The sequence below is a fragment of the Streptomyces sp. GQFP genome (assembly GCF_021545335.1).
In the GTDB taxonomy this organism is placed as follows: Bacteria; Actinomycetota; Actinomycetes; order Streptomycetales; family Streptomycetaceae; genus Streptomyces.
In genome coordinates, this window is record NZ_CP089312.1 from 7,900,435 (window position 1) to 7,912,822 (window position 12,388).

Below are 12,388 nucleotides of genomic sequence, written 5' to 3' on the forward strand. Positions count from 1 at the left end.
TTCCTGAGATCGGTACGGCGAGATGTACCTCCTCGACTCAACGCCAACAAGAGGGCCCCCGCGTCACGGATGCCCCGGATGGCGCATGCCGGAGGGGCCGGAAGGGGCATCCTGAGTGCGAGAGACGAGACGAGGAGAGCCGGCCGATGGCAACGATTCCTTCGCTCCCCAGCAGGGAGGACGTACTGCGCATGGCCCGCAGTACGACCGACATCACCGGCCAACTCCTGGACACCGCAGGGAACATCACCAAGATCGCCGTCAACACCCTCGACCCGAGAGACGGTTCGGGCGCCGAGGCCCTGCGCGTCCTGCGCAAGACCACCGCGGACCTGGCCGAGGCGAGCGCGTCACCGCAGGCCCAGGAGGCCTTCTACCGCATCGTCGACACCCTCACCCGGCTCGGCACCACCGGCGCCCCACTCGCCGTACACCCCGTGAGCGAGCCCGCCCAGGCCCTGCTGACCGCCCTCGGCGACAGCCTGCTGCCGGTCCTGGACGCGGTGGAACCGGCCGTGGAGGAGGTGGCGGAGGCGCTCGGCGAGTTTGTCGACGCGCTGTCCCCGCTGCTGCCCGCGGCGGCCGGCCTGACCGCCGGAGTCCTCCTCGCCCTGACCCCGCTGATCCGCGCGGCGGCGGAGGTCCTGCGCGACGGCACCCCCGAACTCCGCCGCATCGCCGACGCGTTGACGTCCACCCTGGCACCCCTGATGCCCCTCCAGGTCGCCCTCGCCGAACGCGCGGCGGCAGCCGGAGCGGGCGTCGTCCGCGCGACCCTGTCCCCCTTGGCCGACCTCACGGAGGCGGCGGCAGCCTCGATGAAGGCGGCCCGGCCGGTACTGATCGCAGGGGAGGAGCTACTGGTCGCAAGTCTGGAACAACTCCAGCCTCTCCTCCTGGCCACGGCCTCCCGTACGGGCCGCGTGGCGAGGGCGGCGGCGGTACGGGTGTCGGCGGCGGTGTCACCGAGGGCGGACGGTCCCCTGGTGGTGGCCACTTCTGCCTAGCCGCACCTACAACCCCACGTTTCGCCCCGGATAGAGTTCCCCCCATGAGCGATCTTGCGACAGGTTTCCGCTACCTCCTGAAGGGCCAACGCTGGGTCGCCCAACACGGCAAGCAGTACGGCTTCGGGCTGCTGCCCGGCCTCCTCACCCTCGTCCTCTACCTTGCCGCCCTGGTCGCCCTCGCCCTCTACGGCACCGACCTCACCACCTGGGCCACCCCCTTCGCCGACGACTGGTCGAGCCCCTGGCTCGGACTCTTCCGCGGCTTCCTCACCGTCCTCCTCTTCGCCCTGGCCCTGCTGCTCTCGGTCCTCACCTTCACCGCGATGACCCTCCTCATCGGCCAGCCCTTCTACGAGAACCTCTCCGAGAAGGTCGACCGTGACGTGTCCCCCGACGGCACGGCACCCGAGTCGGGCCTCCCCCTGTACAGGGAGCTGTGGATCTCGGCCCGCGACAGCCTCCGCGTCCTCGTACGGGCCCTGTGCTGGGCGGTGCTCGTTTTCGCCCTCGGCTTCGTTCCGTTCCTGGGGCAGACGGTCGTCCCCGTGATCGGCTTCATGGTCACCGGCTTTTTCCTCACCGAGGAGCTGGCCGGCGTCGCCCTTCAGCGGCGCCGGGTCGAACTCCGGGACCGGCTGGCCCTGTTGCGCTCCCGCAAGCTGCTGGTGTGGGGCTTCGGCACACCGCTCGCGCTGGCCTTCGTGGTGCCGTTCGTGGCCGTCTTCCTGATGCCGGGCGCGGTCGCGGGCGCCACGATGATGGCCCGCGACCTGCTCGGCGAGGAGACCGTCGGTCAGGAACCGTCGGAGGAAGCAGCCGCCTGACCGGACGAGTCGACAGCGACCGTCAGGATCGACCGCACCTGCGCGATGATGTCCAGCCGGTTCTGCACGAACTCGGCATCGGTGACCGCCCCGGTCGCCGGATCGGTGTTGCCCGTCCCGAACTGCAGCACCGGCGTGTGCACATGCCCACCGGGAAGCGTGCCGCCCAGACCGAGCCGGTCGCGCAACAGGGTCGCCCGGTAAGCGATCTCGTTGGAGAGGTAGTTCCCGCCGCCCCCGGCCCGTGCCGTCGACCCGGCGGTGGGCCCGTCCGCCCGTACGACGGGAGCGGTGCCGCCCGCCGGTATCTCGGTCACGCTCGTGTTGTCGTACACGGGGAACCGCCCGGTGCTCGCGGCCACAATCGCCTTGTACGGCAGGGTCGTTGACGTCCACTGCGGCTGCGAGGCCGGATCGTCGACCGGGACCGTCTCGGTCCGCCCGATGTTCTCGTTGTCCGGGAAACCGCCCCGCCAGGCCCCGTTGGTCCGCTCCACGTCGAACCGCCCGACCCGCCCCTGACTCACGGTCGCGAACAGATCGACCTTCGGCAGGACCGGCCGCAGCGTCCGCTCCACCGTCCCGTCGGCGAAGTCCTGCCAGCGCACCGGAAATACGGCGGTCTCGATCCTCGCCGGTCCCTCCGCCGTCTGGATCACCGTGCCGTCGAGGGCGAGCGCGGTGGCCCCGGACGGGTTGGAGATCCGCACGTCACGGTCGAGCGTGAACGGATCGAACCCGGTCACCAGAACCCGCTTCAGCGCCCCGCCGCACGGATACCGGATCGACGTCTGCCCGCGCGAGTTCCGCTCCAACTCACCCAGCAGAGCCGCACGTTGTTCGGTACTCACCTCGAACGACGGCTCCCACAACCGCAGTTCACGGATCATCGCGAGCCGCGCCCAGTACAGCGGCCGGTCGTCGTCCCGGCTCAGATCACCCCCGGCAGGACCGCGCCCCTGCGCCCGGTCGACCGCCCGCTGCCACAACGCCGACGCCTGGCGTACGACGAGCCCGTGGGCCTGCGCGTACGAGCGCGCGTCGCCGAGCGCCCGCGCGAGCCTCGGCGCCACCGAGTCGAACCCGGAACGCCGGAGGATCTCCTGCGGCGCCGCCTTGTCGAGCCGCTGCTCCTCGACGGTGGGCGCGGCCGGGGCCTCGGCGGCCGAGGCGGTGGCGGGCGCCGAGAGCCCCGCCAGGAGTGCGAGTCCGAGTACGCCGATCCGAACACGTAGGGAATTCAAGGGAGTTCAGGCCTTTCCGTCGCCGTGGGGGAGGACACAACCGTGGGGTGCTGCCGGACGGCCGCAGTATCGCGTGACGGAAGTGGTCTACGCCATAGTGTGAGGCGGGGAGCGGGGCGGGGAGACGTTCATGGACTCGACGAGGAGGCGCCCACGTGACGGACACATCGCAGGTACCGCAGGCATCGGGGGACAGGGCCCGGGAGGCGGCCGTCGAGGCGGCTCTCGGCAGGCTCGACCTGGACGCCAAGGCCCGGCTGCTGTCCGGGCAGGACAGCTGGTCGCTGCCCGGACTCCCCGAGATCGGGCTGAGGTCCCTCGTGATGTCCGACGGCCCGATCGGTGTCCGAGGCACCCGCTGGACCGCCGACGACCCCTCCGTCGCCCTGCCCTCCCCGACCGCCCTCGCCGCCACCTGGGACCCCGAACTCGCCCGCAGGGCAGGCGTGCTGCTCGCCCAGGAGGCCCGCCGCAAGGGCGTCCACGTCCTCCTCGCGCCCACCGTCAACCTGCACCGCTCCCCGCTGGGCGGCCGGCACTTCGAGGCGTACAGCGAGGACCCGTATCTCACCGGGCGGATCGGCGCCGGCTATGTGAACGGCGTCCAGTCCGGCGGCGTCGGCACCACCGTCAAGCACTTCGTCGCCAACGACGCCGAGACCGACCGCTTCACCGTCGACAACCTGGTCTCCGAACGCGCCCTGCGCGAGCTGTACCTGGCCCCCTTCGAGGCCATCGTCGAGAACGCCCACCCCTGGGGCATCATGACCGCCTACAACACGGTCAACGGCACGACGATGAGCGAGCACCGCTACCTCGTCAACGAGGTCCTGCGCGGCGAATGGGGCTTCGACGGCTACAACGTCTCCGACTGGACGGCCGCCCGCTCCACCACCGGCGCCATCAAGGGGGGCCTCGACGTCGCCATGCCCGGCCCGAGGACGGTGTACGGCGCCCCCCTCGCCAAGGCCGTACGGGACGGAGCCGTCGCCGAGACCACCCTCGACGGAGCCGTGCGCAACGTCCTGCGCCTCGCCGCCCGCGTCGGCGTCCTGGAGGGCGCCGAACCCGCTGTCACCGACCTCCCGGCGACCGTCGACGGCAGCGCCCTGGCCCGCGAGATCGCCCACCGCTCCTTCGTCCTCGTCCGCAACGAGGGCAACGCCCTGCCGCTGCCCGCCGGACACACCGTCGCCCTCAGCGGAGCCGCCGCCCGCGACGCCCGCGTCCTCGGCGGCGGCTCCGCCACCGTCTTCCCGGCCCGCGTCGTCTCCCCGCTCGACGGTCTCACCGCCGCGCTCCCCGAAGGCGCCCTCACGTACTCCGTCGGAGCCGACCCGAACACCGAACTCGCCGTCGCCGACAAGGGGTTCACCCTGCGCGCCGTCTGCCGCGACGCGTCCGGCACGGTCATCGGCACCGGCTCCGCACCCAACGGCCAGATCAACTGGATGGGTTCGGACCTCCCCGAGGGTGTCACCCACGACCGACTGCACACCGTCGAACTCACCGGCACCCTCACCCCGCGCCACACCGGCCCCCACACCTTCGGCATCAAGGGCCTCGGCGCCTTCACCCTCACCGTCGACGGCACGACCCACTACGACGACATCCAGACCACCGACAGCGACGACCCGTTCATCGCGTTCTTCGGCGACCCCGAACCCCGAGCCGAGGTCCAACTCACCGCAGACACAAGGGTGGAGGTGTCCCTCACCTACGTTGTGGCCTTCCCCAAGGGCACCCCGATGCCGACCATCAGCTTCAGCCTCTGCCACCAGGAACCCCGCCGCGACCCCGACGAACTGATCGCCGAGGCCGCCGAAGCGGCCCGCACCGCCGACACCGCAGTCGTCGTGGTCGCCACCACCGACCGCGTCGAATCAGAGGGCTTCGACCGCACCGACCTCCAACTCCCCGGCCGCCAGGACGACTTGGTACGCGCCGTCGCCGCCGCCAACCCCCACACCGTCGTGGTCGTCAACTCCGGCTCCCCGGTGGAACTGCCCTGGCGCGACGAGGTCGCCGCCGTACTGCTGACCTGGTTCCCCGGCCAGGAGGGCGGCGCGGCCCTGGCGGACGTCCTCACGGGCACCCGCGAACCCGGCGGCCGACTCCCCACCACCTGGGGCTCCCTCACCGACGCCCCGGTCACCCAGGTCACCCCGACGAACGGCGAACTCCCGTACACCGAGGGCGTGTTCATCGGCTACCGAGCCTGGGAGCAGAAGGGCCGGACCCCCTCGTACCCCTTCGGCCACGGCCTCGGCTACACCGACTGGACGTACGAGAGCGCCGAGGCGGAGGGGAGCGGGGCGACCGGGGTGACGGTCACCGTCCGGGTCACCAACTCGGGCACGCGCCCGGGCCGCGAGACCGTCCAGGCGTACCTCGCACCGACGACCCAGGACCCCGACCGCCCGGCCCGCTGGCTCGCCGCCTTCGCCGGGATCGAGGTCGCCCCCGGCGCGACGACCGAGGTGACCATCGAACTCCCGCGCCGCGCCTTCGAGACCTGGGACGAGTCGGCAAACGCATGGGCCTTTGTGAAAGGTTCGTACGAAATCCAGATCAGCCGCTCGATCACCGACCATCGGCTCACCGCGCCGATTACGGTCTAGCCAAGGGCAGTCCGCCCCACCAGCCGGCCCCGGCCCGGGACCTGACCCCCGGACCGGGGCCAGCCGGCTGGCGTACGCGTCTCAGCTCCGCCCGCCTCTCACTCCCGTACGCCGAACCCGTACACGGTCTCCGAGCGGTAGGCGTCACCCGGCCGCAGCTCCGTGCTCGGGAACTCGGGCCGGTTCGGGGAGTCGGGAAAGTGCTGGGTCTCCAGCGCGATGCCGTGCCCCGGCCCGAAGGGCTCACCCAGGTGGTCGGCGGTGTAGAGCTGAAGACCGGGCTCGGTCGTCGCCACGGTCACGACACGCCCCGAAGCGGGGTCGGACAGCTCGGCGACCTCGACCGCGTCCGCCGTCCGCCCCTTGTCGAGGACGAAGTTGTGGTCGTACCCGGCGCCCACCTTCCGCTCCGTACGGAAGTCGAAGCGGGAGTCCGCCACCGGCTCGACACCGGTCGGGATCAGATCCGCGTCGACGGGCGTGTACCGCGAGGCGTCGACACGCAGGGCATGCCCGCCCGCGCTGCCGGAGGCGGCCCCGGACAGGTTCCAGTACGTGTGGTTCGTCAGGTTGATCACCGTCGGCGCGTCCGTGACCGCCTCGTACGCGATCCGCAGCGCCCCGTCGGCGTCCAGCGTGTAGGTCGCCGAGACCTCAAGGCGCCCCGGGAACCCCTCCTCGCCGTCCGGGCTCACCCGGGACAGCCGTACCCCGTGCTCGACCGGCTCCGCGTCCCACACCCGCTTGTCGAAGCCGTGGGTGCCGCCGTGCAGGGAGTTGGGCGCGTTGTTCCGCGCCAGCTCGTACGTCCGCCCGTCCAGCGGGAAGGTGCCGCCCGCGATGCGGTTCGCGTACCGGCCCACCAGCGCGCCGAAGTACGGCTCCGGGTGCGCCAGATAACCGGCCACGTCCGCAAAGCCCAGCACCACGTCCACGGCCCGCCCGTCCCGGTCCGGGACCTCGACCGACTGCACGATCCCGCCGTACGCCAGCACACGCACCCGGACCCCGGCCCGCTCCAGGGTCCAGCGGTGGACAGGAGTGCCGTCGGAAAGTGTGCCGAAAAGTTCGTTCATGTGGGCCATGAAGAAAACCCTAGGTCACGCCTCCTTGGCGGTGACCTCGCGGTACGCGATCTCGGCGAGCCGCGCCTGCCCGTTCCGGCTCGGATGGAACCAGTCCCAGGGGCTCAGCTGCCGGATCCCGAAGTCGTAGTCGAAGACCGCGCCCCCGTCGAACCGGCACAGCCGGTCCGTGGCACACACCGCCTTCAGCACCGAGTTGTACGCCTCCACCCGCGACCGCACCTCGTCCCGCCGCGCGGTCGCCGCCGAGTCGACCGCGTCCGGGTCGGCCAGCATCGACTGGCACAGCCCAAGCTTCCACACCGCCTTGCTCATGCCATTGGTCCGCCCCTGCGACCAGAGCCGCTTGAGATCCGGCACGCTCGCCACGTACACCTGGCTCTTGGGCGCGGCCGTACGCAGAGTCCGCAGCGCCTGAGTGAACGACGCCCGGAAGTCCGCCACCGACGTCATCTCCGCCACCGACGACCGGCACGCGTCGTTGGCCCCCGCCATCACCGTCACCAACGCTGGCTTCCGGGCGGCGGCCTTCGTCATCTGGGCGGGCAGATCGTCCATCAGGGACCCGGTGACGGCGTAGTTCCAACTGCGCGCGGCAGCCCCCGACGCACCCAACAGCCGTACGGCCAGACTGTTCACCTCTTTGTCGCTGCCGGTCGCCCAGGACACCTCGGGACAGTCGGACAGCACCGAGCAGGCGTCGAAGCCACGCGTGATGGAGTCGCCCACGGCCGCCATGGAGGCCGGACTGCTGTCCCACGCGGACGCCGGAGTCACGGACGGCTTCGCCTTCGCCCGCGTACCGTCCGGCGCCGGGGACGTGCCACCGCCGCCGCCACACCCGGCGACACCCAGCAGGGCCGCCGACGCGAAGGCGACGACGGCCCGCGAACGGTGACTTGGTTTCGGCATCCCCTGGGTCCCCTCGATCGGCGTGCGGCGCGGTGCGCAATGGGTCTCGCCCATAACAACGCACGAGAGTTCCCGAAACCGAGAACAACTAATGCCCCAAACAGTGCAACGCCGCACACCAGTACAAGCGTCCCCCTGGGTGAATGGCGGGCGTTTCATGGCATCGGGACCGACGGTACGTCACACTCCTCGCGCCGCCGCACGGTAGCCTCGCCATCAACGTGGCTGCCCTGCCACCGCCGCTCGACCAGTTCGAAGATGTCCCGCTCTGTCCGGAGGTCCCAGTGACGACACGTGGAGTTCTGTACGTGCACTCCGCGCCGCGCGCGCTGTGCCCGCACGTCGAGTGGGCTGTCGCCGGAGTGCTCGGCACACGCGTCAGCCTCGACTGGATCCGCCAGCCCGCCGCCCCCGGCACCTGGCGCTCCGAGTTCTCCTGGAAGGGCCAGGTCGGCACGGCCTCCAAGCTCGCCTCCGCCCTGCGCGGCTGGCAGTTGCTCCGCTTCGAGGTCACCGCGGAACCCTGCGCCACCGCCGAGGGCGAGCGCTACAGCTGCACCCCCGACCTGGGCATCTACCACGCCGTCACCGGCATCCACGGCGACATCCTCATCCCCGAGGACCGCCTCCGCGCCGCCCTCACCCGCTCCCAACGAGGCGAAACGGACCTGGAAGCCGAGTTGTCCAAACTCCTGGGCAAGCCGTGGGACGACGAACTCGAACCCTTCAGATACGCGGGCGAGGGCGCCCCGGTGAGATGGCTCCACCAGGTGGTGTGAGTTTTTAGGGGCGCGGGGAACTGCGCGACAAACCCCCACCGGCGCGGCAGCCGACACACAACCGAAAGTGGCCCGAACTCCAAAAGGAGTCCGGGCCACAGTCAAGCGTCGAGAATCACACCGACCTGAACGCCAGCACCACGTTGTGCCCACCAAACCCGAACGAGTCGTTCAGCGCGGCGATACGCCCATCCACAGGCAACTTACGAGCCTCACCCCGCACGATGTCCGCATCGACCTCCGGATCAAGCTCCTCGACATTGATCGTCGGAGGAGCAACCCGGTGATACAGCGCGAGCACGGTCGCAACCGTCTCGACCCCACCCGCACCACCCAGCAGATGGCCGGTCATCGACTTCGTGGCGGACACCGCCATGTGATCCGCATCGTCGCCGAACACATTCCGCAGCGCCTTCAGTTCAGCCACATCACCCGCCGGCGTAGACGTGGCGTGCGCGTTCACGTGCACGATCTCCGCCGGATCGAGGTCGGTCGCGGCCAGCAGGTTCCGCAGCGCCGCGGAGATACCGCGCCCCTCCGGCTCCGGCTGCACGATGTCGTGGCCGTCGGCCGAGATACCCTGGCCGACCGCCTCCGCGTACACCCGCGCACCGCGCGCGGCCGCGTGCTCGGCGGACTCCAGCACGATCACACCGGAACCCTCGCCCATCACGAAGCCGTCGCGGCCCGTGTCGTACGGACGAGAGGCACCCTCGGGGTTCTCGTTGTTCTTGGACATCGCCATCATGTTGCCGAACGCGGCGATGGGCAGCGGATGGATCGCTGCCTCCGTGCCACCCGCGACGACGATGTCGGCGCGGCCGGTGCGGATCATCTCGATGGCGTAGCCGATGGCCTCGGCGCCCGACGCGCAGGCGGAGACCGGGGTGTGCACACCGGCGCGCGCGCCGACGAGCAGACCCACGTTGGCGGAGGGGCTGTTGGGCATCAGCATCGGCACGGTGTGCGGGGAGACACGGCGTACGCCCTTCTCCTTCATCACGTCGTACTGGTCGAGCAGAGTCGTCACTCCACCGATGCCCGAGGCGATGACCGCACCGAGCCGGTCGGGGTCGACGGCCGGACTCTCGCCCTCACCGGCGCCCTCGCCCGCCCGGTCGGTGAAGCCCGCGTCGGCCCACGCCTCCTTGGCGGCGATCAGCGCGAACTGCGCCGACCGGTCCAGACGGCGGGCCTGGGGCCGCGGGATGATCTCGGACGGTTCCACGGCGATCTGCGCGGCGATGCGGACGGCCTGCTCGGCCGCCCACTCCTGCTCCAGGGCACGGACACCGGACTTGCCGGCGACCAGACCCTCCCAGGTAGAGGCCGCGTCGCCACCCAGCGGTGTGGTTGCGCCGATACCGGTGACGACCACGGTGCGATTGGTCGGGCTCACGGGAATTCCTTCTCCAACGGATACGGGAGGACAACCCCCGCGTAGGCGGGGAGAACGGCGCCACCGCCGGGTGGCGGGGCTGACGGGCCGGCCGAAGGGCCGACCCTGCGATCAGTCCTGGTTCTTGAGGATGTACGCGGTCGCGTCGCCGACCGTCTTGAGGTTCTTGACGTCCTCGTCGGGGATCTTGACGTCGAAGCGCTCTTCGGCGGCGACGACGACCTCGACCATGGACAGCGAGTCGACGTCCAGGTCGTCGGTGAAGGACTTGTCCAGCTGGACGTCCTCAACCGGGATGCCGGCGATCTCGTTCACGATGTCGGCGAGACCGGCGACGATCTCTTCCTGAGTGGCGGCCATGGCAGGCGCTCCTTCTTGTGTATCTATCCAGAGAGGGTTGGCGGTTGTCCCCGTTCCGGTTCCGACGATCCGGATCCGGTGCGGGGGTGCCTAGGGGAGGGTAACGACCGTCGCGGCGTACACGAGACCCGCCCCGAAGCCGATGACGAGCGCGGTGTCGCCGCTCTTCGCCTCGCCGGTCGCCAGAAGCCGCTCCATCGCGAGCGGGATCGAGGCGGCCGACGTGTTGCCGGTGGTGCGCACGTCGCGTGCGACCGTGACGTGCTCCGGCAGTTTCAGTGTCTTCACCATTGAGTCGATGATCCGCTCGTTGGCCTGGTGGGGAATGAAGACGTCCAGGTCGTCCGGGGTGATCCCGGCCGCGTCCAGCGCCTGCTGGGCGACCTTCGCCATCTCGAACACGGCCCAGCGGAACACCGCCTGGCCCTCCTGCGTGATCGCAGGGAACTTGATGTTGCCCTTGCTGTCGAGCGGGAGCTTGGAGACGTCGCCGACACGGAACTCGTTCCACGGCACCGTCTGCTTGATCGTCTCGGACTTGTCGCCCTCCGAGCCCCACACGGTCGGGCCGATGTGCGGCTCGTCGGAGGGACCCACGACGACCGCGCCCGCGCCGTCACCGAACAGGAAGGCGGTCGCCCGGTCCTCCAGGTCGGTCAGGTCGGACAGCCGCTCGACACCGATGACAAGGACGTACTCCGCGGAACCGTCGACGATCATGCCCTTGGCCAGGGTCAGGCCGTAGCCGAAGCCCGCGCAGCCCGCCGAGATGTCGAACGCGGCGGCCTTGGCCGTACCGAGCTTGTCGGCGATCTCGGTGGCCACGGCCGGAGTCTGCTTGAAGTGCGAGACGGTCGCGACGACCACGCCGCCGATCTGCTCGGCGGCGATCCCCGCGTCGGCGATCGCCTTGCCGGACGCCTCCAGGGACATCGCGGCGACGGTCTCCTCGTCGGAGGCCCAGTGCCGGGTCTCGATACCGGAGCGGGAGCGGATCCATTCGTCGGACGAGTCGATCGTCTCCAGGATCACCTCGTTCGGCACGACCCGGACCGGCCGGTACCCGCCCACGCCCAGGATGCGCGCGTACGGGGCACCCTTGCTGGGCTTGATCTTCGACATTGCGCGGGGCTCCTTTCAGGCACCCGCCGCGTCAGCGGCAGAGGTCAGCGACTCGGCGATCAGCTCACGAGCGGCGTCGAGATCGGCGGGGGTCTTCAGGGCCAGGGTCTTCACGCCGGGCAGTGCCCGCTTGGCGAGCCCGGTGAGGGTGCCACCCGGGCACACCTCGATGAAAGCGGTCGCGCCCAGCGCCTGGAACCGCTCCATGCACAGGTCCCAGCGCACCGGGTTGGCGACCTGCCCGACCAGCCGCGCGAGCACTTCCGACCCGTCCGCGACCGTCTGTCCGTCCTTGTTGGAGACGTACGTGACCTTCGGGTCGCCGGGCGTCAGCGAGGCGGCGGCAGCGGCGAGGGCGTCGACCGCCGGAGCCATGTGGTGCGTGTGGAAAGCACCGGCCACCTGCAACTTGACGACCTTGCGCACACCTTCGGGCTTGTCCTGGAGAAGAGCCTCGATCTGCTCCTCGGTCCCCGCGGCGACGATCTGCCCGGCGCCGTTGACGTTCGCCGGGGTCAGCCCCAGCTTCTCCAGATGAGCCACGCTCACCTCGGGGTCACCACCGAGAAGCGCCGCCATCCCGGTCTTCGTGACGGCGGCGGCCTCGGCCATGGCCAGACCGCGCTTGCGTACGAGGGTCAGGGCGGCCGTGTCGTCGAGTACGCCCGCGAAAGCGGCGGCGGTGATCTCACCGACGCTGTGCCCGGCGACGGCACCCGGTACGAGGTCACCACCGATGGCACCCAGTGCCGAGGCGGACAGTATCCCGGCCGCGACCAGCAGCGGCTGAGCCACCGCGGTGTCACGGATCGCGTCGGCGTCGGCCTCGGTCCCGTAGTGGACGAGGTCGAGGCCGATGGCGTCGGACCACTCGGCGACGCGCTCGGCGGCACCGGGCAGATCGAGCCAAGGAGTCAGGAAGCCGGGCGTCTGGGCGCCTTGGCCGGGAGCGACGAGTACGAGCACTCTCACACTCTCTCTTGTGGACGGGCGCAGCCGCCCGTGGGGACAGGGACGAAGAACGGCAAGGGG

The 12,388-nt window shown here is 70.6% G+C and carries 11 protein-coding genes; 4 read left to right on the plus strand and 7 right to left on the minus strand.

The features are described 5' to 3' along the window. Nucleotides 1-146 precede the first annotated feature (146 nt). Together LUX31_RS35660 and LUX31_RS35665 are read left to right on the plus strand one after the other, a co-directional pair. The gene (locus LUX31_RS35660; protein ID WP_235479433.1) at nucleotides 147-1,007 is read left to right on the plus strand and encodes a hypothetical protein; all 861 of its coding nucleotides are present in this window, start codon (nucleotides 147-149) and stop codon (nucleotides 1,005-1,007) included. Nucleotides 1,008-1,051: 44 nt separating this feature from the next. Then, the gene (locus tag LUX31_RS35665) at nucleotides 1,052-1,834 is read left to right on the plus strand and encodes an EI24 domain-containing protein (RefSeq protein ID WP_235479434.1); all 783 of its coding nucleotides are present in this window, start codon (nucleotides 1,052-1,054) and stop codon (nucleotides 1,832-1,834) included. Here the strand turns inward: LUX31_RS35665 and LUX31_RS35670 are convergent. Further along, nucleotides 1,804-3,078, minus strand: a complete 1,275-nt coding sequence (locus LUX31_RS35670) for a pyroglutamyl-peptidase I (RefSeq protein WP_235479435.1) — start codon at nucleotides 3,076-3,078, stop codon at nucleotides 1,804-1,806. The two genes, LUX31_RS35665 and LUX31_RS35670, sit on opposite strands and share 31 nt — an antisense overlap. A gap of 155 nt (nucleotides 3,079-3,233) precedes the next feature. On the opposite strand from LUX31_RS35670, the gene LUX31_RS35675 reads away from it, so the two are divergent. Next, nucleotides 3,234-5,699, plus strand: coding sequence for a beta-glucosidase (locus LUX31_RS35675; protein WP_235479436.1), 2,466 nt, complete (start codon nucleotides 3,234-3,236; stop codon nucleotides 5,697-5,699). 98 nt (nucleotides 5,700-5,797) lie between these two features. Here the strand turns inward: LUX31_RS35675 and LUX31_RS35680 are convergent, their stop codons facing one another. Together LUX31_RS35680 and LUX31_RS35685 are read right to left on the minus strand one after the other, a co-directional pair. Beyond that, nucleotides 5,798-6,775: an aldose epimerase family protein gene (locus LUX31_RS35680; protein ID WP_235480174.1), complete on the minus strand. Its 978-nt coding sequence runs from the start codon at nucleotides 6,773-6,775 to the stop codon at nucleotides 5,798-5,800. A gap of 24 nt (nucleotides 6,776-6,799) precedes the next feature. Then, the gene (locus LUX31_RS35685; protein ID WP_235479437.1) at nucleotides 6,800-7,696 is read right to left on the minus strand and encodes an SGNH/GDSL hydrolase family protein; all 897 of its coding nucleotides are present in this window, start codon (nucleotides 7,694-7,696) and stop codon (nucleotides 6,800-6,802) included. A gap of 284 nt (nucleotides 7,697-7,980) precedes the next feature. Between LUX31_RS35685 and LUX31_RS35690 the strand changes: the two genes are divergently transcribed. Continuing rightward, nucleotides 7,981-8,475 (plus strand): DUF3145 domain-containing protein, encoded by a 495-nt coding sequence (locus tag LUX31_RS35690; RefSeq protein WP_235479438.1) that lies wholly within the window; start codon nucleotides 7,981-7,983, stop codon nucleotides 8,473-8,475. Between the two features lie 115 nt (nucleotides 8,476-8,590). On the opposite strand, the gene LUX31_RS35695 is transcribed toward LUX31_RS35690, so the two are convergent. The 4 genes from LUX31_RS35695 to LUX31_RS35710 form a co-directional block, all read right to left on the minus strand. Continuing rightward, complete coding sequence (locus tag LUX31_RS35695) at nucleotides 8,591-9,874, minus strand: beta-ketoacyl-[acyl-carrier-protein] synthase family protein (protein WP_235479439.1); 1,284 nt, start codon at nucleotides 9,872-9,874, stop codon at nucleotides 8,591-8,593. Nucleotides 9,875-9,985: 111 nt separating this feature from the next. After that, nucleotides 9,986-10,234 carry an acyl carrier protein gene (locus tag LUX31_RS35700; RefSeq protein ID WP_105971431.1) on the minus strand — a complete coding sequence of 83 codons (249 nt, stop codon included), beginning with the start codon at nucleotides 10,232-10,234 and terminating at the stop codon, nucleotides 9,986-9,988. 90 nt (nucleotides 10,235-10,324) lie between these two features. Beyond that, on the minus strand, nucleotides 10,325-11,356 hold the full coding sequence (locus LUX31_RS35705; protein ID WP_235479440.1) for a ketoacyl-ACP synthase III: 1,032 nt from the start codon (nucleotides 11,354-11,356) through the stop codon (nucleotides 10,325-10,327). A gap of 15 nt (nucleotides 11,357-11,371) precedes the next feature. Then, complete coding sequence (locus LUX31_RS35710; protein ID WP_235480175.1) at nucleotides 11,372-12,322, minus strand: ACP S-malonyltransferase; 951 nt, start codon at nucleotides 12,320-12,322, stop codon at nucleotides 11,372-11,374. Nucleotides 12,323-12,388: the final 66 nt, after the last annotated feature.

Coding starts and splice junctions, on each gene's coding strand:
- LUX31_RS35680 (WP_235480174.1), bottom strand. CDS start 6,775: ATGAACGAACTTTTCGGCACACTTTCCGACGGCACTCCTGTCCACCGC.
- LUX31_RS35660 (WP_235479433.1), top strand. CDS start 147: ATGGCAACGATTCCTTCGCTCCCCAGCAGGGAGGACGTACTGCGCATG.
- LUX31_RS35665 (WP_235479434.1), top strand. CDS start 1,052: ATGAGCGATCTTGCGACAGGTTTCCGCTACCTCCTGAAGGGCCAACGC.
- LUX31_RS35685 (WP_235479437.1), bottom strand. CDS start 7,696: ATGCCGAAACCAAGTCACCGTTCGCGGGCCGTCGTCGCCTTCGCGTCG.
- LUX31_RS35700 (WP_105971431.1), bottom strand. CDS start 10,234: ATGGCCGCCACTCAGGAAGAGATCGTCGCCGGTCTCGCCGACATCGTG.
- LUX31_RS35705 (WP_235479440.1), bottom strand. CDS start 11,356: ATGTCGAAGATCAAGCCCAGCAAGGGTGCCCCGTACGCGCGCATCCTG.